Here is a 22,637-nt window from a genome sequence, read left to right on the forward strand (position 1 = left end):
GGAGGAAGGCCTCGTCGGGCAGGCTGCGCAGCCGGGCCTCGTCGATGGTGGCGAAGCCGGCCAACTTGAGGTCGCCGCCCGTGGGCAATTTGACGGTCGCGGCGCGGCCGTCAAGGACCCCGCAGGCCACCAGGGCCTCGACGAAGGGCGCGGTGGCAAGGTCCGCCGCCCGCAACGACTTGCAGAAATCGAAGGCCGACTTCACGAGCCGCGAGGGCTCCCCATCGGCGAACAGCGGCTGGCCGGCGCCATGCACCAGGATCTCGGGATGGTCCTCGATGCAGAGCTGAACGCCCAGGTCCTCGCCTTCCCCATACTCGGCCAGGATAAAGGGATAGCGCCGCACATAGGCCGGGACATAGGCCCCCTCGAGCCAGCCACCATCCGTATCGACGAACAGGTTCTCATCGTCCCGCAGGCCGACGATCGCGACGGGCCGGGCTCCACCCTCGATGGTGAAAGCGATAGGATAGGACAGCGCCGCCAGCGGTATCTCCGACAGGCTTATGGGAATGGCGTTGGTGTTGCGCGCGAACCCATAGTCGAGTTCGTCAACCAGCCCCGCCGCGCCATGCGCGTTCGGGTGAAGGGCGACCGGATTTTGATAGAAAAGTGGTCTCATCACGTAACGAACAGCTCCCCCAAGCTATTCCGTCCGCAAACCTCAGGCCCCGGACGATGTCCAATTAGAACACGACCCCGCCAGTTGCGCCATCCCGCATGCCACAACCTGGATAACAACGGTCTCCGATCGGCCCGTGCGCGTCTGTCCAGCTTGGTAGGGACACCGGGGGTCGAACCCGGACGGGCTATGCCCAACGGATTTTAAATCCGGTGCGTCTACCAGTTCCGCCATGTCCCCGCGCCACAAGCGCACTTACGAGCACGCAACAGGCTGGAAAGTCAGGCCTACAGCACGAAGCTTGCTCACGTCGAGAAGAACGATGCAGGTGCCCCCGCGGCGAACGGGCCCTGGCGAGGGAGACACCAGCAAAAACAACGGACTGTCTGCAATAGTCGCTCGACTGCTCGGCCATTCCTGAGCATCAGTGCGCTCAGGACATGCCTTCGTTCGCGCCCCGGGTTTTGGGGCTTCTGGCAGTGGGGCGCTCTTCGCGCCCGCCAGGAGACACGGCATGACGCAATTTCAGATCACCCAATCTCGAACCTGGGGCCACAACCTCACCGCGACGATGCGCGAGAAGCCAAGACTGCTCGCCCTCCCCTCGCCACTCGACCAGGAGGAAATCCGCGAGATCCTCACCCTCCAGCAGGCCCTTGATCGGTACATCGCACGCTGCCGCTTGAAGGGCCGGTCCGAGGCTACGATCCATGGCTACCAAGACGTCATCAACCGCCACGGTCGCGATTGGTTGGACCGAACTCTCGACGAGCTAGGGCGCAGTCGACGCGCCTTTACCGCTCGCCACACCCACATCACACTCAACTCAGGCCCCACCACGGCCAACCAGTTCATGCGCGCGTTTCGGGCGATCTACCGCCACGCGCGCCGGTTTGACCCAGATCTCCCGGCGCCGCCAACGGAGGTGGTCGAGTACAATCCCGAGCATCGGCGGGAGAAGATCATAACCGACTGGCCCGGGTGGCTTGCGGCGGTCCAGGCGCAGAAGAACCCAATTGTCAGGGACTGGTACCTGTTCCTTGCCTTCACCGGCATGCGCAAGACGTCCGCAGGCGCCGTCCGGGTTCGCCACGTCAAATTTGATCGCGGATTTCTGCATGTGCCCAACCCAAAGGGCGGGAGCCGCCGCGCCTTCGACCTGCCGCTCTCGCGCCATTTGACGGAAATTCTTGCGGCGCGGATCGCAGAAAACCAGACCCAGTATCCCGGTTCTCCATGGCTGTTTCCGTCCCTGTGGTCAGCGCCTGGGCACATTACCGAGATCAATTCTCGGTACCTCCCCTCCCCGCACGTCCACCGACACTCCTATGCGACGGGCGCCAAGGCCGCGGGCCTGGGCGAATACGACATCAAGCTGCTTCTCAACCACAAGATCACCGACGTGACAGGGCGCTACCTCCACGCCTCCATGCTCGGCGCGCACCTCCAGGCCTGCCAGGAAAAGGTGACCGCCTGGCTGCTTAATCAGATGGCGCCTTCAGCCCAAACCGCGGAGGGCCCCAATGAAGGTCAATGACTTTGAGCAGGCCCTGGAGGGCCTGGAAACGGTCATCGGGTGGATGGTGGAGGATCACCATGACCTGGCGATCAGCGCCATTCCCCGAGACCCTAGGGATCGCCGCCGACGCCTGGAACACCTCGGCGCCTTTGCTGGAGATCTCACCGAGATCTGCAGGGCGGCCGCCGTCCTCATGGAGCGCTGGGAACAGCTGGTCATCGCCACTCAGGAGGCCCGCCAATGAAGGCCATCAGCGAACGCCAGAGCCGCGTGCTGGCCCAAGCCATAGCCTCTCCGGTGGGCGCAGTGCCTCTAGGCGAGCGGGGCGCCATCGCCGGCGCCGGGAATAGTTTTGCAGCGCTCGTCCGCCACGGACTGATGGTGGTTGCGGAAGACGAAGAGGGTGTTCGGCGGCTTGTGATCACGTCGGCCGGTCGGGCGGCGATGAGCATAGAGCCAACACCTGACCGCGTGCGGCGAAAGGTGAAAAGGGCCTCCCGGACTCACGACGCGATCGCCGGTTTAGAGCCGCCAGAACCTACTGAGGAGGAGTCCGAAATAGTAGCGCAGGTCGGCCCGAGGGGGCGGATAGGCGTGATGTTGCGCCTCATAAGTCGACCGGAAGGCGCAACCGTCCCCGAAATCATGGCCGCGACTGGCTGGCTCTCGCACTCCATTCGGGCGGCCGTCGCGTCTTCCCTACGGGCCCGCCTGGGCTATCAGGTGGAGCATCTGAAGGGTCCCGATGGGGGAAGGTACCGCACCATCACGCGCCCCCAAGCGGAAGAGTCACAGGCCCACCCGCCGGCCGGATGAGCTGACCAAGGGCCATTGCGCGCAATCCGTACTGAAGCAGTCTATACAGATAGCTAGCCAGCTTAGGGGAGTCTCAAGTGCATACGCTCGGCGCCTCCGAAGTCAAAAATCGGCTCGCCGCGCTCCTCGATGAGGTGGAGGGGGGCGCGGAGTTCATCATCACGCGCCACGGCAAACCGATTGCCCGGCTTGCTCCCCTCGAGGCAGGCTTCAGCCGTGCAAAGGCCCGCCTTGCTGCTGAAGGTTTGCGCGCAACCAGCAGAGGGCAAACGCTGGGTGGGCTCTGGTTAAAGGAGCTCATCGTCGACGGCCGCCGATGAGCTTCATCATCGACCCTTCCGTAGCTCTGGCTTGATTGGCTTCAAGGACGTGGACAACCGGATCACCTCCGTCGCGCGATGCTTTGAGCATCTGTCCAACAACAGCTTCACTCGGTCGGGCCGGCAAACAAGTCGTCGATCTCGCCGGCTCCCATCTGATCAAAATCTTCCGGGACCTGAATCCGGCCAGCCATGAATCCCTGGTTTTCGCCCGACGCCGGGCTACCCAAGGCCATGACCTTCACAAGCGGGCGCCCCGCCTTGGGGACGACGAGCGCTTCACCCTTGTCCATCTCCGCCAACGAATAGCTTGTGCTGCGGCCGCCGCCGACATCCTTGGTGAGAATGCCCCGGCCAACCAGATCGCCTATGTCGCGCAAGGCGGTATCGGGCGACACCTTGGTGATCGTGGCCCAATTGAATGAGGTAAGTTTACCCTCGAACCCATCGAGAACCCGGTTGATAACCTTACGCTGTCGCGGGTTGAGCACCTGGCCCTCCAACGCCTCCCAAAATCGCGCCTTGCGGAGCACATCGACCAAGGTGGCTTCCGCCCCCTCGAAGGCCCTCTCCAGGCATGCCAGAAACCAAAGCAGCCAATTGGTGATGTCGAGGTCGCCCTTCTGGGTCGTTTCAAGGATCTGATAGTAGGCCTTCCGCTCCGAGCGGATCTGGGCGGACATGCTGTAGAAGCGCTGTGGGCTACCCTCGGAACGCGCCAGCGCCATGTCGGCGATAGCCCGAGCAATACGACCGTTCCCGTCCTCGAACGGGTGGACGGTGACGAACCAGAGATGGGCTAGCCCCGCCTTCAGCACAGGGTCCAGTGACGGCCCGGCATTGAACCATTCGAGAAACGCCGACATTTCGGCCGCAAGGCTGTCGGCGGCCGGCGCTTCATAATGGACGCGTTCGCGGCCGATAGGGCCAGAGACAACCTGCATTGGGCCGCTCGCCGCCGTGCGCCATGCGCCGACGACGATCTTACCCATGCCGCTGCGCCCAGTCGGAAAGAGGGACGCATGCCAGGCGAACAAGCGGTCTTCGGTAAGTGGGGCCTGAAAGTTTTGGGTGGCGTCGAGCATCATCTCAACGACGCCTTCGACGTCTCTATCCGTGGGGATCAGCGCACCGATATCCATCCCCAGCCTGCGGGCGATTGAGGATCGAACCTGAGCCTTATCGAGAATTTCTCCCTCGATCTCGCTGGACTTGAGAACGTCTTCCGTGAGCGTTTGCAGCACAGCTTCGGCGCGAAGGGAGAAGCCCAAACTTTCCATTCGGCCAATCAGGCGGCCCTGACGATGACGCACTGAGCCAAGGCGCTCTTCCAGGCGCGCCGAGTCGAAGCGCAACCTAGGCCACTCTCCGATCTGGTGAATATAGGTCGCCATATTTTCCGCGCGATTTGCGGTGAATATGGCGAGTATTCGCCGCACTCACAAGCTCAATCTCCGTGAAATTTGCGGCGATTACGCGTGTCGCCGGCTTCTTGACTCCGCGCGTCTCAGATCGATCCAATAGCCCACAGGTCTCGAGACAGACTTCAACCGTGGGAAGGCTCGCCCGCCGACCGAAGGGCTGCGCGCGACCAGCATGAGCAAACGCGGGGTCGGATCACGTCGAAGGAACCCATCGCCGGAGGCCGCCGGCGAGCTTCATCAAGACAATTCCGCATCCGCGCCCGTCGCGCCCAAAGACCGGGACGTCGATGCAAGGCCGCCGACTCCGGCCTGCCGAAGCTGGGCATCAATACGCCCTCCGCCGCACTCACTGACCCCTTTGAATCTACGTCTAAATAGCTCGAACACTCTTAGAGGCGGGCTTGTCGGCCTTCAGGTCGATAGCCATGGAAGGCCGGTCAGGGAACTCGACCATCAGACTGAGCTCGCTACCAAGGGCGAGTACATGTCGGCGTGGCGTCGAAACCAGCGCGTCGTCGCTATGCTCCAGCTTGGATAAGCGGCGCCACGTCTTCCCTCCGACCCTGCAATCCAGGCGTCCCCGTCGCCCGAGAATCGCGTCAGGGGTTCTCGATCCTCCCGCGACGGACCCCGCCCATGGATGATCCTAAGCACATCCGGCTGATCTCCCGGATCTCTATGGACTATGTCATCTCGATCTTCAGCGCGGTGCTGCGCGGCGGGACGCATGATCCCGTCGACGCCCTGATCCTCTCGACCGTGGCGGTGGCCAATGTGGCCCACCTCTGTTCCGACCCGGCCCTGTCGCTGCGGTACGGCGGGGTCGACGAGCCGGAGCCCTTCGAGATCAAGCGGCCCATCAGCCGCAACGCCGTGGCCCTGTCGATGGGCCTCTCCTACGAGACCGCCAGGCGGCGGATCCAGAAGCTGATCGACGCCGGCTCCCTGATCGACACCGAGCACGGACTGGTGGGGGCTAACGAGGCCATAAATCCGGAGATGGTCCTCGCCATGGCCAAGCAGAACGCCACCCTGCTCAAGCGCATGGTGCGGCTGATGCGAGAGGCCGGGGTCGAGGTCTAACTCCGGACCCTTGGTGACAGTCGAGCGCAATACCGCGCGCTTTCACGCCGCGGCCTCCCGATGCGCGGCGGGCGTCACCACTTATTTTCCAGCAGGTCCTTCAGCGCGACGTTGTCGAGCATGGAGTCCGCCAGCATCCGCTTCAGCTTGGCGTTCTCGTCCTCCAATGCCTTCAGTCACCGAGCCTCCGACACGTCTAGACCGCCGTACTTGGCCTTCCACTTGTAGAAGGTCGGCGAGCTGAGCCCGTGTTTCCTGCACAGATCCGCCACCGGCACGCCCGCCTCTTGCTCCCGTAGGATCCCGATGATCTGCTCTTCCGTGAACCTTGATCGCTTCATCCGTCCGTCCCTTTCCTGGGGCGGACTCTAATTATTCCTGGAGGAGTTTCAGGGGGTCACGTCACGCGACCAGCATGAGCAAACGCGGGGTCGGATCACGTCGAAGGAACCCATCGCCGGAGGCCGCCGGCGAGCTTCATCAAGACAATTCGGAATCCGCGCCCGTCGCGCCCGAAGGCCGGGACGTCGATGCAAGGCCGCCGACCCCAGCCTGCCGAAGCGGGGCACCACGACGCCCTCCGCCGCGCTCCCTGACCCAATTTGAATCTAAGTCTAAATAGCTCGAACACTCTTGGAGACGGGCTTGTCGCCCTTCAGGTCGATAGCCATGGAAGGCCGGTCAGGGAACTCGACCATAAGCCTGAGCTCGCCACCAAGGGCGCGTACATGTCGGCGTAGCGTCGAAACCAGCGCGTCGTCGCTATGCTCCAGCTTGGAAACCCGATCCTGCGATGCTCCCATGGCGGCCGCGACCTCAACCTGGGTACGCTTCACTGCCTCCCGGACCTCGCGCAGCGTGACTTCGCGGATCAATTCCTGCCCCAGAGCTTCGCCGATCTCCTGAATAGCCTTGGGCTGTTGTGCAATCCAGTCTCCGGCGTCGACGGCACGGTAAGTCATTTAAGCGCCTCCAAATGTTGATCGAAGCGAGCGTCGGCTCGCATAATGAGTCCCTTGTAGAAGCGGCCCGAAATGACACCCGACTTGTCACCGCAAACAAGCAGGACAGCCGCGCGTTCCGGATCGAACGCGAAGGCGACGCGCCACACGCCGCCGTCGGCGCGAAAACGCATTTCCTTCATGTTCGCGTGTTTGGAGCCGCTCAGGGTATCTACAGTGGGACGGCCGAGGCTTGGTCCAAACTGCTCAAGCAACCGGATCCCTGCGATCAACTGGACACGCACCGCCTCAGACAAGGCGCCAGCTTCGAGCGCAAACTCGGCGTGAAACTGGACCTTCTAATTCATACCGGAATATGCCTCGAAATACATATGCCGTCAATTGCATAACTGGAATTTGAGGCCCGCCACAGCGCCTGCAAGATTTGGCCTGGGCCAATTTCTGGGAAACGTGGATGAAATGCGCCCACTTCAAGTGGGCGGATCATCTGTGAGGCCGATGGCGTTGCTGTTGGCACTACGGGTGCCCGACCTGGTGGGGGCACCACAGGATGTTGAAGGTCTCTCCCTGAGGGTTGCGCCGGAACAGCAGATTCTTCTTGGACAGGGCCAAGTTATGGCCCTTGCCGCCATACCCCATCTATGGCATACGATGCCATATGTCCGCCATTCTGGTGTTTCACGAAAAGCGAATTGCCACTGACGGCGCGATTATTGAGATGACAATCTGGCGTGTCCCCAAGCCGGTCCCGCCATCAGGCCATGGGCTAAAGTACAGCCTTTTCTACGGCTTTCCCGGCCGCCGCGTCGTCGCCTTCGACAATGAGCGCGGCAAGGGCGACCATATGCACGTTCACGACGGGGAACGTGCATATGCGTTTACAACCGTCGAGCAGCTGATCGGCGACTTTCTAACAGAAGTCCGCAAAGCAGGAGGCAAGCCATGAGCGAGTTGAAAATCCACGTCGGGGAGAGTCTCGACGACATGGGCCGTCGTTTCGTCAAGGCTTGGCATCGTGCTGAAACGGGCGACGCCGCGCCCGAGCGGCATCTATCGTTTGATAGTTTCGAGACCCTGACCCGGGTTCTGACGCCCAAGCGCCTACAGCTGCTACGCCACGTCCACAACCGGCCTTCTGCAAGTGTGGCTGCGCTGGCGCGGGAGATCGGTCGCGATTACAAGCGCGTACATCAAGATGTCGAGGCTCTTTCCGCGGCAGGATTGATCGAACGCGACTCGAGTGGAGCAGCCTTGGTCGCACCCTATGACACGATCCAAACTATGATCGCCCTCTAGGCGCTGGGCGGAACTCGCGCACTCGATCGTTGGCGGCGCAAAGCGGCGTTATCCGGTCCGCATCTCTAAACACAAATCTCCCCTGCTGAATCAACGCCGATAGGCCCAAACGTTGATAGGCGGCGCCGGTCGCGTCTGATCTTCTCCCTCGCCGCAGGCCAACCACGCTCCCGTGACCGCGTACGGCGAAAGGTGAAAAGGGCCTCCCGGACTCACGACGCGATCGCCGGTTTAGAGCCCCCAGAACCTACTGAGGAGGAGTCCGAAATAGTAGCGCAGGTCGGCCCAAGGGGGCGGATAGGCGTGATGTTGCGCCTAGTAAGTCGACCGGAAGGCGCAACCGTCCCCGAAATTATGGCCGCGACCGGCTGGCTCTCGCACTCGGTTCGGGCGGCCGTCGCGTCCTCCCTACGGGCCCGCCTTGGCTATCAGGTCGAGCATCTGAAGGGTCCCGATGGAGGGAGGTATCGCACCATCATTCGCCCTCAAGCGGAGGAGTCACATGCCATCATGCCGGCCGGCAGCGCGAGCCAAGGGCCATTGCGCTATCAATCCTCAAGGGAGGTCCACTCCCGGCGCAGAGAGGGCCTTAGGCGGCAAGCTGCAAAGCTTAGGCGGGGCCCGTGAATTTTCCAGCTCAATTGTTTTGGAACCAGAAGTTGGGTCGCTGGGTGAGGTTGGCCAGGGTGACGCCGTAGTCACGGGGCGCCCAGTAGCCGCGGTTAGGCCAATAATCTGCGCCTCGGTGAGCTGGGGGGAAGGGTTCTAAGTAGTAGAGCCCGTTGCGGACGGCCTTGAGTATCGCGTAGCCGTGCGAGCCTCGCCCCGTCCAGAAGTGGACGAGTTCATCAAGGAGCGGCTCGTAGGGTTGGGCCAGGATGGCGGCGGGCTCGAATAGCCGCGGACGCCTGATCACCGGCCCCAGGCGCGGAGTATCAGAGCTGCGCTGGTTCGCCATGCTCCAGTTTCAATTCAGCGGCCGAGAAGTTGCTGCCCCTGAAGCACTTCCCGGCCGACTGTCTCAATAATGGCGCATCCAGTAGTCCGCCCAGCACCACGGGGACCTACCGGAAGCGGGGGTTCCGAAAGCGCGTGAGGGGGGGGCGCGGCATGATGTTAGCGCCGGCGCGCTGACGTGGATCGCGCTGGGGATGGGGCCCGCCGGTCCGCGCGGCGGGGCCACCCAGGCGGAAGGGCGAAGGAGGGCTGTTCTTGCCCTCCTTCAGCCAGCGCAGGCATTGGACGACCGCGTCGACCTGGTCGTCATGGCTGCCGGTGGGAAACTGCACCGCCTCTTCGAGGAAGGCGGGAGTCCAGGGCTCATAGCGCGGCAGGTGAACGCGCCCGTCGGCGAAGATGTCGAACACCGAGAGCACCCGGTCCAGCTTGGAAAGCGTTGGCCGCGGGATCGCGACCAGCCGGGTTCCCATTGCCCGCAGGGAGGAGATCAGCGCCGGGCCCAACGCGGCGTCCTCGATCAGCACGCGAGCCTGGGGGTGCTGGCGAATGAGGCTGAGGGCCTTATCCTTCAGCGCTTCGAATTCGAGACGCCCACTCCAAATCTGCGAGATGTAGAAATTCTGGGCATAGCGGTGAATGACAGCGCAGACGCTGTAGGAACCGCTGGTGGTCTCGGCCCCGGCCAGGTCGAAGCTCAGGTAGGTCTCGTAGGGGAGATCGGGCAGCCCATCCACCAAGGTGAAGAACCGCTCCTCCAACACCCCGGACGTAGGGCTGACCGGCGACTGCTGGTACTGGGAGGACCAGACGAAAGCCGGAACGCTGCGGCGCAGATCGGCGAGGCCCGTCTCACCCCAGCGATCCGGATCAAGGATGTTTCCAGCCCGCCGTCGCCAGCCCTCCCCTCCAGCGTAATAGTCGGTGAGGATCTCGCAGATCAGCGGCACGACCACCTGCTTGAACGCGCCGCGCTCGACCAGACGGCCCGTGAGGTCGTCCGGATGCAGCCGCTGCATGACCAGGACGATCGCGCCGGTGGCCGGGCTGTTCAGGCGCGACAGGTACTTCTCCACCACCAGGCTATAGGCCCGGTCCCGCATGGCCGCCGACTGGACGTCGCCAGCGTCATGCGGGTCATCGAAAACGATCAGGTCCGCACCGTGGCCGGTGACCCCAGCCTCCAACGACCGGGCAAAGACGTGGCCGCCCAGCGTAGTCTGGAAGTCGCCGGCGCGATTGTGATCGGACCGCAGGCGGGTCTGCGGGAAGACCCGCTGATACCAATCAGCCTCCAGCAGCAGGCGCACCTTGTCGGCGTGGGCGCGGGCGAGCTTATCATCATGGCTCACCAGGAACGCCTTCGACCGGGGTTGCTTGCCCAGCAGCCACGCTACGTAGGCCACGGCCGTGACGAAGCTCTTCAGGCTGCGCGGGGGCGCGTTGAGCGCCAGCCGCTTGGTCTTTCCCTCGAACACGTCCTTCATGAGGGCCGCGAACAGGTCAACGTGCCAGCCAGGGCGCAGCGGTTCGCCATGCAGGTGCGCAAAGGCCTTCAAAACGAAGGCGCGGAAGTCGTCGCGCAGCAGGGCGTCGAGGACTTCCAGATCGGACTCGGTGGACATAGCGCTAGCTCTCCCCAGTTGAGGAGGTGGGATTAGACGGCGTCTGCTGGCGGCCGCGGGCGAGATAGTCGTCGAGGATCTGGCGGTCGGTTTCCGCTAGAGGCGCGTGCGCGCCCGGTCCGACGCCGGGATCGTCGAGCGTCGCCTTGGCTACTAGGGCGATGAGCAGGCTGGCGGCCCGCGCATCCCCCTTCAGCGCCTTGGCCACCAAGGCCTTCAGCATCGCCCGCTGCTTTGAGACCCGAAGCTCGCGATCGCCCTCGCGGATGCGAATGGTCTCGCCGAGCTCCTCGGCCAGATCCGTGGCGAGGTTCTTGGCGCCCTTCGGCCGGCCCTTTGCGTTGCCCGAGTGGCCGGGCTTGAAGCGGCTAGCCTTCGGCGGCCGACCGTAGCCGACCTCATAGTCGCCCTCGCGGTCAGTCATGGCCGGCCTCATCGCCCAAGTCGGCACGCACCATGAGCGCTGCGGGCGGGCGCAACTGGTCCTGGCGCTCGGCGAAGGTCTCGTCCGTCTCCACCAACACCGCTGCCCGGCCCGTCTCGGCCTCGAAGCGCCGGATGATCACGTCGGCATAGCCGGGGTCGAGCTCCAGTCCGTAACCCCGCCGGCCGGTACGTTCGGCAGCGATGATGGTGGTGCCCGAGCCCAGGAAGGGGTCGAGCACGATGTCGCCGCGGCGGCTGACGTCCTTGATGGCGTCGATCACCAGCGCCGCCGGCTTCACGGTCGGGTGAAGCTTGATCAGGTCGGCACGGTCGCCGCCGACGGCGTTCATGCCACGGTAAGTCCAGAGATTGGACCGCGAGCGGCCCTTCTGCCCGAGCTCGAAGTTGTTGATGTGCGGCCCATCGCCATGCTTGGCGATCCAGACGAGTTCGTGCTGGGAGCGGTAGAAGGTGCCCATGCCGGCGTTGGTCTTGGCCCAGACACACATGTTCATCAGCGTCAGGCCGACCGCGTCGATCGCCTGCAGGAGCTCGGCGGAGTGGCGCCAATCCATGCAGAGGTCGAGGATCGCGCCGTCCGCCAGATGCGCCGTGGAGGCAGCCAGGAACTCAGTCAGGAAGCCGACAAACTGGTCCTGAGACATTTCTCCCGACGCCATGGCGAACTCGCGGTGGCGACCACGGCCGGCGACAAAGCCGTTGATGGCCACGTTATAGGGCGGGTCCGTGAACATCATCCTCGCCTGCCGGCCGTCCATGAGCCGCGCCAGGGCCGCGGGGTCGCGGGCGTCGCCGCAGACAAGGCGGTGTTCGCCGAGCCGCCAGAGGTCCCCAACCTGGGCGACGGCCGGACCGGCCGCCGGCTCAGGCGGAGCGTCCTCGACCTCGCCCGCGCCCGGCTCATCGATCGCCAGGCTCATGTCGATCTCGACGGCGTCAAAGCCGGAGAGTTCCAGGTCGAAGCTGAGGTCGATGAGCTCGCGAAATTCCTTAGCCAACGCGGCCTTGTTCCAGCCGGCGTCCTGCGGCAGGCGGTTAAGCGCCAAACGGATCAGCCGAAGTTCGTCGGGGCTGCGGCCGGTGACCACGACGACGGCGGCTTCAGTGTAGCCTTCGTCCTTTAGGACCTGGGCCACCAGCACCCCGTCGACGATGCGGCCGTCGGGGTCGATAAGGATCGGCGCGAGCTGGCCGAAGCGGCGGATGAACGACGCGAGCTTGCGATGCTGCTGACCGCCGTGGACACGAAGGGTCTGATCCAGGCCGGTGAGCTCGGCAAGCTTACGGTGTTCGATGGTGAGGGAATTGCGCATGTGAGTCTCTGAGTTGGGGAGGGCGGACGAGGGTTGGGCGCCGTCAATTGGGACAGTGCCTATCCTCGCCCGCGCCACTTCGTGGGAAGCGGCTGAACCCCATGCCGAATATGTCGTCTTGAACACTTCCGGCGCGGGGGGGCGTGGGGTGGGGAAAGGTGTCCGGGCAGGGATCACCTCGCCCGGACCCTCAGTCGCCTACTCGGGGCCGTCGTCAGCGGGCAGAGGCGCCTGCTGGTACTGGGCCGCAAAAGCCTCGGGCGACTGGACCCGCTTCAGGCGCCCGATCTGCTCAGGCGACCAAGTCGCCGCGCCCAGGACGTCGCCCGGGACGCGCGTGATCCCATGGCTGCCGCTCAGCCGATACTCCAACCGTTGCTCGGCGATCAGCGGCAGGTACCAGACGCAGTGCTCACCGCCGGCGATCAGGCGGCCGCTGATATCGTCCTCATGCATGCGATGCGTTACCAGCAGCGTCGAGCCGTTGGGCTTCAGGCGGCGGCAGGCGTTTTGGTAGAGCGCGAAGTCGACATCGCGCGCCGCCTTGCTCATGTCGCCGTCCGCCTGCGGCCGCTCGAAGATCATTAGGTCGACCGGCGGACCGGCCTGCGCCTGGCGAAGCGTCCGGAACGTGACCTGGCCGCCCAGCGTGGTGCGCAGGGTGTGGGTGGCGCGTGAAGCCGCCCCCAGCCGCGTCCGGAAGATCAAACCAAAGCTATCCGCGGCAAGCAGGTCATGGGTCTGGCCGAAGTGGTCGTCCATCGGATCGGCGCCCGCGGTGATGACTTCGATCGCCGACTTCGGCCGGTGACCGAGCCGATAGGCAATCAGCACGCCGACCGTCATGGCCGAAGCGTAGCCGGGGGGCGCATTGACGATCTCCCGCAGACCCTGGCGATGAGTCAGGTCCTTGACGACGTGGGCCAGAACAAACAGGGCGGGTTCGTTGCCCAGCCGAATGCCGTGCGCCTCGGCGAGGAGGTCGTCGGCGAAGGCGTAAGGGGAGTGGCGCAGACGCTCGGCATAGGCCTTGGCGTACCGGAGGAGAGTTGACATAGAAATACATCCCGTCCGCGAGCGGGCGAGGCGTTCGGCGCGGCGTCAGCAGAGCGCGTCAGGGTCCCCGCCAGCCTCGCGGAGAAGCGCGCTGACCAAATTGGGGGCCCATATACATTCGTAACACATAGCGTTCTTGGGTAGCCCGATACGGGGTGATCGCTATAATATTTAAGTAATTCAGCATCCTAAGGCCGCCGACTGACCGGTGAAGCGGGCGGCGAGCGCCAATGCTGCGGCTTCGGAGCACAAAATTTCTCCCTTTCTGAGGCGTTTTGTCGCACCCGCAGCCGTCGATACCTCCAGCGCCGCTTTCAAATAGGCCCAGAGCAGAACTGTTCAATCAGGTGAAGGCGATGCAGACCGTCAACGCGGTCAACGAGCGCAAGGGACAGGGCAAGTCACCGCGTTCGGTCTTTCTGGGGCGGGTGTTTGATTCCGAGGGCAGGTGCCTCAGCCCCTCGTTCGCCGACGGCCGAGGCGGCCGCCGCTTCCGCTACTATGTGGCCGCGGACGCGCCGCCTGGAGATCGGAGCCGGAAGGATACGGCGGTCCGCAGGGTGTCCGCCGACCTCCTGGAACGCTGGGTGCTCGTTGCCTTGCGCAGGATAACGGGGCGGGCTTGCATTCCCACCGGCGCGTTGGAGGCGTGGGTCTTGCGACTGGAGCTCGGTGAAGCTCAGACCCAGCTGGTCGTATCCGCCGACGCCTTCGTCAGCCGCCATCGCGATCTGCTCCTCGCCGAGGCGCAAGCTTGCCCAGCCCGTGGCGAATGGATGGTGTGGGAGGTGTCGGATCGGATGGCGGTCCGGGTCGTCGCCCCGGTCCGCATGCAGTCTCGTGGCGGCAGAAGCTGGCTATTTGGCGCCGATGCCGGCCCGCGGCCCAACCGCGGCTTGGTTGCGGGCTTGCGACGCGCGGATGAGGAACTGCGGGTTTCCAGCGCATCGCCAATGGCGGACGTCGCCACCCTGCGCGGCGCCGTCTCGCCCACCACGCCCCATGCGCGGCAGCTCTGCAAACTCGCTCTTTTGGCTCCTGACCTGCAGCTCATGATCCTTGAGGGCCGCCAACCTGCGGGACTCACCCTGCGCAAGATGCTGAGGTCGAATCCGCCGCTGGATTGGGCGGAGCAACGGACTTGGATTCGTCAGCTCGGATCGACGGGCTAAGCGGAAGACTATTCACCTATGTGATCTGATCAATTCCCTGTTCTAGCGGCAGGGAATTTCGTTCGACGAGGTGTGCAGGATGCCGAATTTGTCGGGGAATCCGGGCAGCACTCATCGGGCAGGGCGGCGATCCAGAAGAACTTCCCTGTAGTTTCGCTCCTAGCAGGGAAACCGTGCCGGTTTCCAGGGGCGGAGACAGGCCGCCCAAATGGCGCCGAAAAGCTCAGACATTTTCGCTGTTGAGACCGGCGCGTCGGAAGTGCGTGGGAATAGTTGCGGTATTCCGGGCTTTGGCCGGCACCTGCGTCGAGAGCAGAACTTGGCGGACTGCGTGGCGGAGCGCCTTTGAACTCCCTATTGCACGGGAAATTGCCTGCAGGTTGGCGCCGCTTACCAGACGGCGGGCGAATGGTTTGCGCCGAATAGGAAATCCAATCCCGATGCGCATCCGGATGAGCATAAATTTTGCGGTATAGGGAAATTATCGAGGAACGAGACGGATTGACTCGGAGATATTCTGCATCTAACCTGAAGATATATAAGTATTCAGATCAATTACTGTTCGCCTTTTAAGTCGCTTGCGTCTACCAGTTCCGCCATGTCTCCGCGCCAGAAGCGCACTTACAAGCACGCAACAGGCTGGGAGTCAGGCCTACAGCACCAAGCTTACGGACGTCGAGGGGAACGATGCACCGACCCGTGACGCAGTGGGGTGGATTGGGCTGCCGAAGCTATGAAGGCTGCGCTCCCAGGGAGTAGCGTGAACGTAGCTGGGCTACGACACTCTACTTCGCCAGTAGCTCACGGTGAACGAGGTGGGCCCGCAGACCCGCCCCCACCAGGATTATCGACCGCGGCCGTAGACTTCGGCGCGGCTCTTCGTGGTGACAAGACCGGCGGTCGATGTGGACAAGACGGTCGAAGCGAGGATCCACGCCTTTCGATCCTCTGAGCGCAGCGCGAGACGCTTCTTGCCCCGAACCGTGTAAATTCGCTCAATCGCACCAAGCGAAACGCCATCGCGATCGTTCACGGCCTGGCCAACTTTGAGGACGGGAATACGCACGACCGCCGCGCTATTGTCGGCGGCTTGCGATCGCGAGCCCGACATCTCCGTGAGAGGGCTGGTCGCCCCCACGCCCGAGACGGGGGAACTCACCGGAGCGGAGGGCGCCGCGACGCCGCCAGCCGACGCGCCTGCCCCGGTGGTCGAAGCAGCGCCGGTTCCCGGCGACACCGTGATCTGCGCAGCGGCGGGCATGGCGATAAGAACTGCGGCTGTAGCAGTCAGAACAAACTTGATCATTTCGAGCTCCCTGGCGCACTCGCCGCCCAGAACAATGGCGCGCGCGAACAATGGTTCCAGGAACACGCCGAGATCAGAACGGACCCTGGTGCTGTGGGCCTGTACTCTAAGCCGCCGCTGGTGAGTGCAGCCGGGCGCCAAGTCTTGGAGATGACAGGCAATCAAGGGCCGGCCGGTCGGACAGCTTCTCGACTGACGCTGCCGGCCGGTCGATAGCGCCGGGCCCTAGGCCGAGGTGGTGATCCGCAGTGGCGCGCGGCGCCGGGCGATGGCGGCGGCGATGTCCTTGAAGGCCAGGGGCAGCAGGGCCCAGGGTTCCAGGCAGTAGCGCGCGAACATCCGACGGGGCTCCTGGGCCAGCCGGAAGGCCCAGACCAGGCCGGCGTCGCTCATCCAGGGCGGCGGAGCGACCTGGACGTCGGCCTCATAGTCGAAGGCCGCGCCCACCGGCATGATCACGCAGTCGGGCAGGGCTTCAAGATTGGCCTCGATCCACAATTCCTGGCGCGGCATGCCCATGCCGACGAACAGGATGTCAGGCTTGAAGGCCGCGATCTCCTCCAGGGCCTTAGTGTTGTCCGCCGAGCCGGGGTTGGCGTCGAAATAGCCGTCGCGGCCGCCGATAACCGCGCCCGGATACTTGGCCATCAGCCGTTCCGAGGCGGTCTCGACCACCCCCGGCGCGCCCCCGATGTAGAAGACCCGGTAGCCCTTGGCCGCCACCATGTTCCAGAACAGGGGACGGAAATCGACATAGCTGCAGCGGTGGAAGGTGCGGCTGGGCATCCCCAGCAGGCGGGCGAAGAAGATCACCGGGGTGGAGTCCATCTCGATGATGTCGGCCTTGGCGAAGAAGCTGGTCAGTTCGGGGCGCGTCTTCAGCAGGTAGAGGCTATGGCTGTTGTGGTTGGCGATGATCGCCTTGCGCCCCGCGGCGATGAACCGCCCGATGTGATGCATGACCTCCTGCGGCCGCATCAGGTCGATGTCGCCCCCCAGGATGTGGATGCGTTCCGTCGTCCGGCGCGCGGTGCGGAATGTGGCAGGCTGGGCGCCGTCCATGGCGTATGGGCTTCCGTCAGGGGTGTTCAGAGGCGAGAGACTAGGGCGGTGGCGCTTAACAAAGGGCTGAGGGTGCGGATCGAACGGATGCTGGCGGCGGCGGGGCTGACGGGCCGCGAGGCGCCGGTCCTGGTCGGCCATGGCCAGTCGGGCGACCTGGTGGCCCGCTGCGGCGGCGTTTTCGTCAAGGTCACCCACCGGTCCCAGACCTGGAACGTCCGGGCGCTGGAGCGCGAAGCCGAAGTCCTGCGCTGGCTGGCCGGAAGGGCGCCCGTCCCCACGGTGCTGTGGTTCGGACCGGTCGCTGAGGATCTCGCCCTGGTCATGGAAGCCGCGCCAGGAACCGCGGTCTCCCACGTCGGGGAGCCCCAGTCCGAAGCCGCGCTGGTGGCCACCATCCGAACCCTGGCCGCCCTGCACGCGGCGCCCATCGCCGACTGCCCTTTCGACCTGCGGCTTTCGATCAAGCTGGCCGAGGCCCAGGCCCGCGTGGAGGGCGGCGCGGTCGACGAAAGCGACTTCGACACCGAACGGCTCGGCCTTACGGCGCAGCAGGCCTGGGACCAGCTCACCACCCTGATTCCTGTCACCGAGGACCCCGTCCTGGCCCACGGCGACGCCAGCCTGCCCAACTTCATCTGGAACGGCGGGGCCCAGGCGACCCTCATCGACGTCGGCCGCTTCGGGATCGCCGACCGGTATCAGGACCTTTCGCTATTCCTGCGCTCGGCCAGGCGCAACCATCCTCAGGTCGACGCCGTACATCTGCTGGCGCGCCACTACCCCCTGGCCGATCTGGACCAGGCGCGCCTCGACTTCTACCGGTTCCTCGACGAGTTCTTCTGATGTCCCCACCGATCATCGTCTGGTTCCGCCGCGACCTGCGCCTCGCCGACAACCCGGCCCTGGAGGCCGCGGTGCGCGCGGGCGGGCCGGTCATCCCGCTCTATGTGCTGGACGAAACCTCGGGCCTGCGCGCGCCGGGCGCCGCCTCGCTCTGGTGGCTGGACAAGTCCCTGGCCTCGCTGGCCGCGGACCTGGAGGCCGCCGGCTCGCGGCTGGTCCTGCGGCGCGGGGTGGCCGCCGACATCGTCCTGCAGCTCGCGCGCGAGACCGGCGCCGCCGACGTGCTCTGGAACGCCATCTTCGAGCCCGGCTACGGCGCGCGCGACAAGGCCCTGGCCGACGCCCTGAAGGGCGAGGGCGCAGAGCCCCGACGCTTCAACGGCGGCCACCTGCTCAACCTCGATGACGTGAAGACCAAGGCGGGTGGCGACTTCAGCGTCTTTACCCCCTTCTGGCGCACGGCCCGGCAGGCGGTCAGCGACGGCGGGCCGGTCCCCGCGCCCAAGACCCTGCCCGCCCCCGCCGCCTGGCCCGCCTCCGACCCGCTGTCGGACTGGCGCCTGCACCCCACGGCGCCGGACTGGTCCGGAGGCTTCAGCGATTGGCGGCCCGGCGAGGCCGGCGCCCACGCCGCCCTGGAGGCCTTCACCGCCCAGGCCCTGAAGAGCTATTCCACCGGGCGCGACCGGCCAGCCGTCAACGGCACCTCACGCCTCTCCCCCCACCTTCACTTTGGTGAGATCAGTCCCAAGGCCTGCTGGCGCGCCGCCCAGGCCGCCGCCCATCATGGCCAGGCCAGCGACGGCGAGGCCGAGATATTCCTGGCCGAGCTGGGCTGGCGGGAGTTCAACGCCGCCATCGCCCGCACAGGCGACCTCGCCAAGACCAACTTCGACCGCAAGTTCGACGCCTTCCCCTGGCGCGACGATCCGCAAGGTCTGGCCGCCTGGAAGCGCGGGGCCACCGGTTACCCCATCGTCGACGCCGGCATGCGCCAGCTCTGGACCACCGGATGGATGCACAACCGCGTCCGCATGATCACCGCCTCCTTCCTCACCAAGCATCTGATGATCGACTGGCGATTGGGGGAGCAGTGGTTCTGGGACACCCTGGTGGACGCCGACCACGCCTCGAACGCGGGCAACTGGCAGTGGGTGGCGGGTTCCGGCGCCGACGCCTCGCCCTATTTCCGCATCTTCAACCCCATGCTGCAGAGCGAGAAGTTCGATCCGCCCGGCGACTACATCCGCCGCTGGGTTCCGGAGCTCGCGCGGCTGCCGGCCAAGGTGATCCACGCGCCGTGGACAGCGCCCGCCCCGCTTTTGACCGGGTCCGGCGTGCGCTTGGGCCACCACTATCCCCGGCCCATCGTCGACCACGCCTTCGCCCGCCAGCGGGCGCTGGACGCCTACGCCGTGATACGGGCCGCGCCAGGGGTCGCCCCCGACGAGGGCTGACAAGTCGCTCTCCAGGGTCTCGCGACGGGTTAACTGGCCGGCGTCTGCAACAGACGCTTCCCCAGGCGGGTTAGGGCTGGATGCCGACGCTCGAGCCCAGCCCCTACATCCTTACCCTGACAGGCCTGGGCCTGCTGATCGCGCTCGTCGCGTGGCTGCCCCTGGCGTTGAAGCGCCTGCCCCTGTCGCTGCCGATCATATGTATCGCCCTGGGGGCCGCGCTGTTCAGCCTGCCGCAGGTCGGGCTTCGCCCCCTGCCCTTCAGCTATCCGGAGATCACCGAGCGGTTCACCGAATTCGTCGTGATCATCGCCCTGATGGGCGCGGGTCTGAAGATCGATCGCGTCTTCCACGTCCGCCGCTGGGCGGTGACCTGGCGTCTGCTGGCGATCACCATGCCCCTCTCCATCGCCGCCATCGCCCTGCTTGGCCTGTGGGCCGGCCTGCCCTGGCTCGTCGCCCTGCTGCTCGGGGCAAGTCTCGCCCCCACCGATCCCGTGCTGGCCGCCGACGTCCAGGTGGGACCACCGAAGACCGGCGAAGAGGACGAGGTTCGGTTTGGCCTGACGTCAGAAGCAGGCCTCAATGACGGCTTGGCCTTCCCCTTCGTCCACCTGGCCATCGTGCTGGCGCTTTCCAGCCAGACCGGCGAGCCCTGGCTGGCCGACTGGCTGACCTACAACGTTGCCTGGAAGCTCGCCGCCGGGGTGCTGGGTGGTTGGGTCATCGGCAGGCTGTTCGGTTGGCTGACCTTCCGCGTCCCGTCGGAGAGCAAGCTCGCCAGCACCGGCGACGGCCTGATCGCCATCGCCGCGACCTTCGTATCCTACGGCGCGACGGAGATGCTGCACGGCTATGGGTTCCTGGCCGTGTTCGTGACCGCCCTGACCCTGCGCCACTCCCATCGCCAGCACGAATTCCACCGGGACATGCACGACGTGACCGAGCAGGTCGAACGCCTGGCGATGATGGTGCTGCTCCTGCTGTTCGGCGGCGCGCTGGTGAGCGGGCTTCTCAGGCCCCTGACCCTGGTCGACGTGGGGCTCGCGTTCGCGGTGCTGTTCGTCGTCCGTCCCGCGGCGGGTCTGATCGGCATGATCGGGCTGAAGGCCGACCTCGGGGAAAAGCTCACCCTGGCCTTCTTCGGCATCCGCGGAGTCGGCTCGATCTACTATGTGGCCTACGCCCTCAACCACGCGGCCTTCCCGGACGCCGAACGGCTGTGGGCCATTGTCGGCCTGATCATTCTGTTGTCGATCCTGATCCACGGCCTGACCGTCACGCCGATCATGCGCAACCTCGACCGCAGCCATGGCCGCGACCCGGATGCGCCCGAGCGGCCCGAGGAGGAGGAGGAGCCCCCACCCGTCCCGGCCGATGCTCCCCCTGAGGGCAAGCCCCGCGAAGCCTGACGACGGCGTTCGAGGTTCTGGCGCACGGCCGAGCTCGTGGCTATCGTAGCCAGGTATCTGTTGGGGGACAGAATGATGGGAAATGCATCCGGGCGCCTGTCGGCGCGCCGAGGGTTGTTCGTCCTGGCTCTGGCCGCCTTCAGCATCATGGCGGCTTCGGCCGACGCCGCGACCAAACGCCGGCGCCCCCCCGCCAAGCCAACCCCCGCGCCGGCCGCCCCCATCGACCCCCATGCCACCGATCGCGCCCAGATCGCCGCCTGGCGTGACCGCCTGTTGTCCTCGACCTTTGTTCCGGAGCGCAGCTTGGCCATCCTCGCCGACGGGACCCTGCCCAGATTCGGCCAGAAGGCCTGCGACAAGGAGGCGGCCCCAGCTACCGTCGCGCTGGAGATCAAGCCCAAGGCCGGGAAGGGGCGCCCAGGCGAAGACCATCGAATGATCGGCTACCGCGGCGACAGCGGCGCCTGGTGCATGGCCGCGGGCGTCGGGGTCATAACCTTCGCCGATGGGTCGCGCTGGCTGGGACAGGTGTCGACGGTGGGCGACGGCGGCGGCGGCCGCAACTTCCTGCCCCGCCCCGACGGTCTGGGGGAAATGATCGCCCAGGATGGCGCCCGTACGCCCCAGAAGGTCGCCGCCCGGGCTGATATCCTCTGGGGCTTCGACATGCGCGAGGCTCTGCCGCCCCCTCCGCCCGGAGCCGCGCCGATCTTGCTGGCCGCTGCGCCCCCGACTTCGAAAGCTGTCGCCACGCCTCCGGACCAGCCCGTCGCGAAGGCTTCGCCGAAGCCTGTCGTGAAAGCCGCTGCGAAGACGCCGCCCGCGCCCGATCCGGCTCCAGCTGCGGCTCCACACTCGGGCGCCGGGGCCCTGGGGGGGGTGCTGGCAGGCTTCATGGCCGCAAAGCTCGCCGCGCCGCCGGCTGCCGGCCCAGCCAGGCCGGCGATCACCGGCCTGTTCGGCGCCGCGCTCGCCGCGCCCTCCCGCGCCGCCGCTCCAAGTCCCACGACCCCGGTGAAGCTGACCGCCACCCCGCCTGCGGTCAGGGGGCCGCCCTCCCTGTCGGCGGCCAGGGCGAGGCCTCCGCAGGCGCGTCAGGCCTTTGATGTCGTCGACGGGACCACCGGCCTCTACATGTCCCCCTTCACCTCCGATGGGGTCACCTCGGCCTGGATCACCAAGTCCATGCAGGTGAAGGCCGCGGGACAGATCGGCTCGATGGCCGGCAACTACCTTGGTCAGAAGGCGATGGAGCAGGTCCCCTTCGTCGGCGGCTTCCTGGGCAAGAAGGCTGGCGCGGCGGTCGGCCGGCAGGTGGCGCTCAGCGCCATTGGAGGCGAAGAGTTCCTGCGCTCATCCACCGACCTCTCCTTCAACAGCGCCGAGGCCCTGGTGGGCTGGACCCTGGCCAATCACGGGTCGCGCGAAGACATCGGTAAGGTGATGCAGGCGGTGATCGCCATCTACCCAGATGTCCAGACGCCCTATCTGGTGGCGGCCCAGCAGATGAAGAAGACGCCCTGAGATCGGGCCGCGGGCTAGGCTTGAGTTCCGGGCCCGGACCTGGCGCCGGCGAATGCGGCGAGGGCGCAGAGGGTCAGGACCGCGAAGAGCACAAGACCAAACAATACCTGTCCCGCCTGGTGCAGCCAGTAGAGCAAGGCCATGAAAATCGTGGTCATCACGTTCGTCGCCAGCGCGAGACCCCGGCCAAGTCCTGTTGGCTCTCGCAAGGTCAGCAGGTTGAGGAGACCGACGGCGAGCAACCCCAATCCTGTTCCCGCGAACCAGAGCGCGGGGACAGTCAAGTCTACATAAAGACGACTTGTCATATAGATGTGACCAACCGCAAGCAGCAGCGCCGCCCAGGTTCCGATCCAATGCATTCGCGCGAACATGACGTCATCCCTCTAACTTGGCCACCCGCTACGCCGCGTCT

General features: G+C 65.4%; 25 protein-coding genes, 1 tRNA gene and 1 pseudogene. 13 read left to right on the forward strand and 14 right to left on the reverse strand.

What is annotated here, in order from left to right; genetic code table 11:
• Window positions 1-622, reverse strand: a 622-nt coding sequence (locus tag RMO97_RS11920) for a SapC family protein (protein WP_310541289.1), incomplete at its 3' end; no start/stop codon positions are given.
• A gap of 154 nt (window positions 623-776) precedes the next feature.
• Window positions 777-862: transfer RNA gene (locus RMO97_RS11925), tRNA-Leu, on the reverse strand.
• A gap of 274 nt (window positions 863-1,136) precedes the next feature.
• On the opposite strand from RMO97_RS11925, the gene RMO97_RS11930 reads away from it, so the two are divergent.
• The 4 genes from RMO97_RS11930 (at window position 1,137) to RMO97_RS11945 (ending at window position 3,277) form a co-directional block, all read left to right on the forward strand.
• The gene (locus RMO97_RS11930) at window positions 1,137-2,159 is read left to right on the forward strand and encodes a site-specific integrase (RefSeq protein ID WP_310541290.1); all 1,023 of its coding nucleotides are present in this window, start codon (window positions 1,137-1,139) and stop codon (window positions 2,157-2,159) included.
• A complete protein-coding gene (locus RMO97_RS11935; RefSeq protein ID WP_310541291.1) occupies window positions 2,146-2,385 on the forward strand; it encodes a hypothetical protein in 240 nt (79 codons plus the stop codon). Before RMO97_RS11930 ends, RMO97_RS11935 begins: the two co-directional genes overlap by 14 nt.
• On the forward strand, window positions 2,382-2,957 hold the full coding sequence (locus RMO97_RS11940) for a DUF3489 domain-containing protein (protein ID WP_310541292.1): 576 nt from the start codon (window positions 2,382-2,384) through the stop codon (window positions 2,955-2,957). Before RMO97_RS11935 ends, RMO97_RS11940 begins: the two co-directional genes overlap by 4 nt.
• Before the next feature lie 77 nt (window positions 2,958-3,034).
• Window positions 3,035-3,277 (forward strand): type II toxin-antitoxin system prevent-host-death family antitoxin, encoded by a 243-nt coding sequence (locus tag RMO97_RS11945; RefSeq protein ID WP_310541293.1) that lies wholly within the window; start codon window positions 3,035-3,037, stop codon window positions 3,275-3,277.
• Window positions 3,278-3,384: 107 nt separating this feature from the next.
• Here RMO97_RS11945 and RMO97_RS11950 read toward each other — a convergent pair whose 3' ends face one another.
• Window positions 3,385-4,671: a Fic family protein gene (locus RMO97_RS11950; RefSeq protein ID WP_310541294.1), complete on the reverse strand. Its 1,287-nt coding sequence runs from the start codon at window positions 4,669-4,671 to the stop codon at window positions 3,385-3,387.
• 666 nt (window positions 4,672-5,337) lie between these two features.
• Here RMO97_RS11950 and RMO97_RS11955 point away from each other — a divergent pair.
• Window positions 5,338-5,784, forward strand: a complete 447-nt coding sequence (locus RMO97_RS11955) for a hypothetical protein (RefSeq protein WP_310541295.1) — start codon at window positions 5,338-5,340, stop codon at window positions 5,782-5,784.
• A 48-nt stretch (window positions 5,785-5,832) separates the two neighbouring features.
• On the opposite strand, the pseudogene RMO97_RS11960 reads toward RMO97_RS11955, so the two are convergent.
• The 3 genes and pseudogenes from RMO97_RS11960 to RMO97_RS11970 form a co-directional block, all read right to left on the reverse strand.
• Window positions 5,833-6,125, reverse strand: a pseudogene (locus RMO97_RS11960) (transposase); the annotation flags it as partial.
• A gap of 273 nt (window positions 6,126-6,398) precedes the next feature.
• Entirely contained in the window at window positions 6,399-6,746 is a 348-nt protein-coding gene (locus RMO97_RS11965) for a helix-turn-helix transcriptional regulator (RefSeq protein WP_310541296.1), read from the reverse strand.
• On the reverse strand, window positions 6,743-7,042 hold the full coding sequence (locus RMO97_RS11970) for a type II toxin-antitoxin system RelE/ParE family toxin (RefSeq protein WP_310541297.1): 300 nt from the start codon (window positions 7,040-7,042) through the stop codon (window positions 6,743-6,745). The genes RMO97_RS11965 and RMO97_RS11970 overlap by 4 nt, the downstream gene beginning before the upstream one ends.
• Window positions 7,043-7,404: 362 nt before the next feature.
• On the opposite strand from RMO97_RS11970, the gene RMO97_RS11975 reads away from it, so the two are divergent.
• From RMO97_RS11975 to RMO97_RS21580, 3 genes are all read left to right on the forward strand, one after another.
• The gene (locus RMO97_RS11975) at window positions 7,405-7,692 is read left to right on the forward strand and encodes a DUF6516 family protein (RefSeq protein WP_310541298.1); all 288 of its coding nucleotides are present in this window, start codon (window positions 7,405-7,407) and stop codon (window positions 7,690-7,692) included.
• Window positions 7,689-8,042, forward strand: coding sequence for a MarR family transcriptional regulator (locus RMO97_RS11980; RefSeq protein WP_310541299.1), 354 nt, complete (start codon window positions 7,689-7,691; stop codon window positions 8,040-8,042). Before RMO97_RS11975 ends, RMO97_RS11980 begins: the two co-directional genes overlap by 4 nt.
• 306 nt (window positions 8,043-8,348) lie before the next feature.
• Window positions 8,349-8,669 (forward strand): DUF3489 domain-containing protein, encoded by a 321-nt coding sequence (locus tag RMO97_RS21580; RefSeq protein WP_409035308.1) that lies wholly within the window; start codon window positions 8,349-8,351, stop codon window positions 8,667-8,669.
• A gap of 10 nt (window positions 8,670-8,679) precedes the next feature.
• Here the strand turns inward: RMO97_RS21580 and RMO97_RS11985 are convergent, their stop codons facing one another.
• The 5 genes from RMO97_RS11985 to RMO97_RS12005 all read right to left on the reverse strand — a co-directional run bounded on the left by RMO97_RS11985 (window position 8,680) and on the right by RMO97_RS12005 (window position 13,440).
• Window positions 8,680-9,000 (reverse strand): hypothetical protein, encoded by a 321-nt coding sequence (locus RMO97_RS11985; RefSeq protein ID WP_310541300.1) that lies wholly within the window; start codon window positions 8,998-9,000, stop codon window positions 8,680-8,682.
• 106 nt (window positions 9,001-9,106) lie between these two features.
• Window positions 9,107-10,624: a phage terminase large subunit gene (gene terL, locus RMO97_RS11990; protein WP_310541301.1), complete on the reverse strand. Its 1,518-nt coding sequence runs from the start codon at window positions 10,622-10,624 to the stop codon at window positions 9,107-9,109.
• A gap of 4 nt (window positions 10,625-10,628) precedes the next feature.
• Entirely contained in the window at window positions 10,629-11,048 is a 420-nt protein-coding gene (locus RMO97_RS11995) for a DUF5681 domain-containing protein (RefSeq protein WP_310541302.1), read from the reverse strand.
• Window positions 11,041-12,384 carry a DNA modification methylase gene (locus RMO97_RS12000; RefSeq protein ID WP_310541303.1) on the reverse strand — a complete coding sequence of 448 codons (1,344 nt, stop codon included), beginning with the start codon at window positions 12,382-12,384 and terminating at the stop codon, window positions 11,041-11,043. Before RMO97_RS12000 ends, RMO97_RS11995 begins: the two co-directional genes overlap by 8 nt.
• A 198-nt stretch (window positions 12,385-12,582) precedes the next feature.
• A complete protein-coding gene (locus tag RMO97_RS12005) occupies window positions 12,583-13,440 on the reverse strand; it encodes a hypothetical protein (protein ID WP_310541304.1) in 858 nt (285 codons plus the stop codon).
• A 356-nt stretch (window positions 13,441-13,796) separates the two neighbouring features.
• Here RMO97_RS12005 and RMO97_RS12010 point away from each other — a divergent pair, with 356 nt between their 5' ends.
• Entirely contained in the window at window positions 13,797-14,612 is an 816-nt protein-coding gene (locus tag RMO97_RS12010) for a hypothetical protein (protein ID WP_310541305.1), read from the forward strand.
• Between the two features lie 844 nt (window positions 14,613-15,456).
• On the opposite strand, the gene RMO97_RS12015 is transcribed toward RMO97_RS12010, so the two are convergent.
• Both RMO97_RS12015 and RMO97_RS12020 read right to left on the reverse strand, forming a co-directional pair.
• The gene (locus RMO97_RS12015; RefSeq protein WP_310541306.1) at window positions 15,457-15,918 is read right to left on the reverse strand and encodes a hypothetical protein; all 462 of its coding nucleotides are present in this window, start codon (window positions 15,916-15,918) and stop codon (window positions 15,457-15,459) included.
• A 225-nt stretch (window positions 15,919-16,143) separates the two neighbouring features.
• Window positions 16,144-16,980 carry a WecB/TagA/CpsF family glycosyltransferase gene (locus tag RMO97_RS12020; protein WP_310541307.1) on the reverse strand — a complete coding sequence of 279 codons (837 nt, stop codon included), beginning with the start codon at window positions 16,978-16,980 and terminating at the stop codon, window positions 16,144-16,146.
• A gap of 48 nt (window positions 16,981-17,028) precedes the next feature.
• Between RMO97_RS12020 and RMO97_RS12025 the strand changes: the two genes are divergently transcribed.
• From RMO97_RS12025 to RMO97_RS12040, 4 genes are all read left to right on the forward strand, one after another.
• Window positions 17,029-17,826: an APH(3') family aminoglycoside O-phosphotransferase gene (locus RMO97_RS12025; RefSeq protein ID WP_310541308.1), complete on the forward strand. Its 798-nt coding sequence runs from the start codon at window positions 17,029-17,031 to the stop codon at window positions 17,824-17,826.
• Window positions 17,826-19,283 carry a deoxyribodipyrimidine photo-lyase gene (locus RMO97_RS12030; protein ID WP_310541309.1) on the forward strand — a complete coding sequence of 486 codons (1,458 nt, stop codon included), beginning with the start codon at window positions 17,826-17,828 and terminating at the stop codon, window positions 19,281-19,283. Before RMO97_RS12025 ends, RMO97_RS12030 begins: the two co-directional genes overlap by 1 nt.
• An 80-nt stretch (window positions 19,284-19,363) precedes the next feature.
• Window positions 19,364-20,695, forward strand: a complete 1,332-nt coding sequence (locus tag RMO97_RS12035; RefSeq protein ID WP_310541310.1) for a cation:proton antiporter — start codon at window positions 19,364-19,366, stop codon at window positions 20,693-20,695.
• Window positions 20,696-20,767: 72 nt separating this feature from the next.
• Complete coding sequence (locus RMO97_RS12040; RefSeq protein ID WP_310541311.1) at window positions 20,768-22,222, forward strand: hypothetical protein; 1,455 nt, start codon at window positions 20,768-20,770, stop codon at window positions 22,220-22,222.
• A gap of 14 nt (window positions 22,223-22,236) precedes the next feature.
• Here RMO97_RS12040 and RMO97_RS12045 read toward each other — a convergent pair whose 3' ends face one another.
• On the reverse strand, window positions 22,237-22,596 hold the full coding sequence (locus RMO97_RS12045) for a hypothetical protein (RefSeq protein ID WP_310541312.1): 360 nt from the start codon (window positions 22,594-22,596) through the stop codon (window positions 22,237-22,239).
• Between the last annotated feature and the right edge of the window lie 41 nt (window positions 22,597-22,637).

It is taken from the genome of Phenylobacterium sp., from assembly GCF_031425575.1.
Classification (GTDB): Bacteria; Pseudomonadota; Alphaproteobacteria; order Caulobacterales; family Caulobacteraceae; genus Phenylobacterium.

Coding starts and splice junctions, on each gene's coding strand:
- RMO97_RS11930 (WP_310541290.1), top strand. CDS start 1,137: ATGACGCAATTTCAGATCACCCAATCTCGAACCTGGGGCCACAACCTC.
- RMO97_RS11935 (WP_310541291.1), top strand. CDS start 2,146: ATGAAGGTCAATGACTTTGAGCAGGCCCTGGAGGGCCTGGAAACGGTC.
- RMO97_RS11940 (WP_310541292.1), top strand. CDS start 2,382: ATGAAGGCCATCAGCGAACGCCAGAGCCGCGTGCTGGCCCAAGCCATA.
- RMO97_RS11950 (WP_310541294.1), bottom strand. CDS start 4,671: ATGGCGACCTATATTCACCAGATCGGAGAGTGGCCTAGGTTGCGCTTC.
- RMO97_RS11955 (WP_310541295.1), top strand. CDS start 5,338: ATGGATGATCCTAAGCACATCCGGCTGATCTCCCGGATCTCTATGGAC.
- RMO97_RS11965 (WP_310541296.1), bottom strand. CDS start 6,746: ATGACTTACCGTGCCGTCGACGCCGGAGACTGGATTGCACAACAGCCC.
- RMO97_RS11975 (WP_310541298.1), top strand. CDS start 7,405: ATGTCCGCCATTCTGGTGTTTCACGAAAAGCGAATTGCCACTGACGGC.
- RMO97_RS11980 (WP_310541299.1), top strand. CDS start 7,689: ATGAGCGAGTTGAAAATCCACGTCGGGGAGAGTCTCGACGACATGGGC.
- RMO97_RS21580 (WP_409035308.1), top strand. CDS start 8,349: ATGTTGCGCCTAGTAAGTCGACCGGAAGGCGCAACCGTCCCCGAAATT.
- RMO97_RS11985 (WP_310541300.1), bottom strand. CDS start 9,000: ATGGCGAACCAGCGCAGCTCTGATACTCCGCGCCTGGGGCCGGTGATC.
- terL (WP_310541301.1), bottom strand. CDS start 10,624: ATGTCCACCGAGTCCGATCTGGAAGTCCTCGACGCCCTGCTGCGCGAC.
- RMO97_RS11995 (WP_310541302.1), bottom strand. CDS start 11,048: ATGACTGACCGCGAGGGCGACTATGAGGTCGGCTACGGTCGGCCGCCG.
- RMO97_RS12000 (WP_310541303.1), bottom strand. CDS start 12,384: ATGCGCAATTCCCTCACCATCGAACACCGTAAGCTTGCCGAGCTCACC.
- RMO97_RS12005 (WP_310541304.1), bottom strand. CDS start 13,440: ATGTCAACTCTCCTCCGGTACGCCAAGGCCTATGCCGAGCGTCTGCGC.
- RMO97_RS12010 (WP_310541305.1), top strand. CDS start 13,797: ATGCAGACCGTCAACGCGGTCAACGAGCGCAAGGGACAGGGCAAGTCA.
- RMO97_RS12015 (WP_310541306.1), bottom strand. CDS start 15,918: ATGATCAAGTTTGTTCTGACTGCTACAGCCGCAGTTCTTATCGCCATG.
- RMO97_RS12020 (WP_310541307.1), bottom strand. CDS start 16,980: ATGGACGGCGCCCAGCCTGCCACATTCCGCACCGCGCGCCGGACGACG.
- RMO97_RS12030 (WP_310541309.1), top strand. CDS start 17,826: ATGTCCCCACCGATCATCGTCTGGTTCCGCCGCGACCTGCGCCTCGCC.
- RMO97_RS12035 (WP_310541310.1), top strand. CDS start 19,364: ATGCCGACGCTCGAGCCCAGCCCCTACATCCTTACCCTGACAGGCCTG.
- RMO97_RS12040 (WP_310541311.1), top strand. CDS start 20,768: ATGATGGGAAATGCATCCGGGCGCCTGTCGGCGCGCCGAGGGTTGTTC.
- RMO97_RS12045 (WP_310541312.1), bottom strand. CDS start 22,596: ATGTTCGCGCGAATGCATTGGATCGGAACCTGGGCGGCGCTGCTGCTT.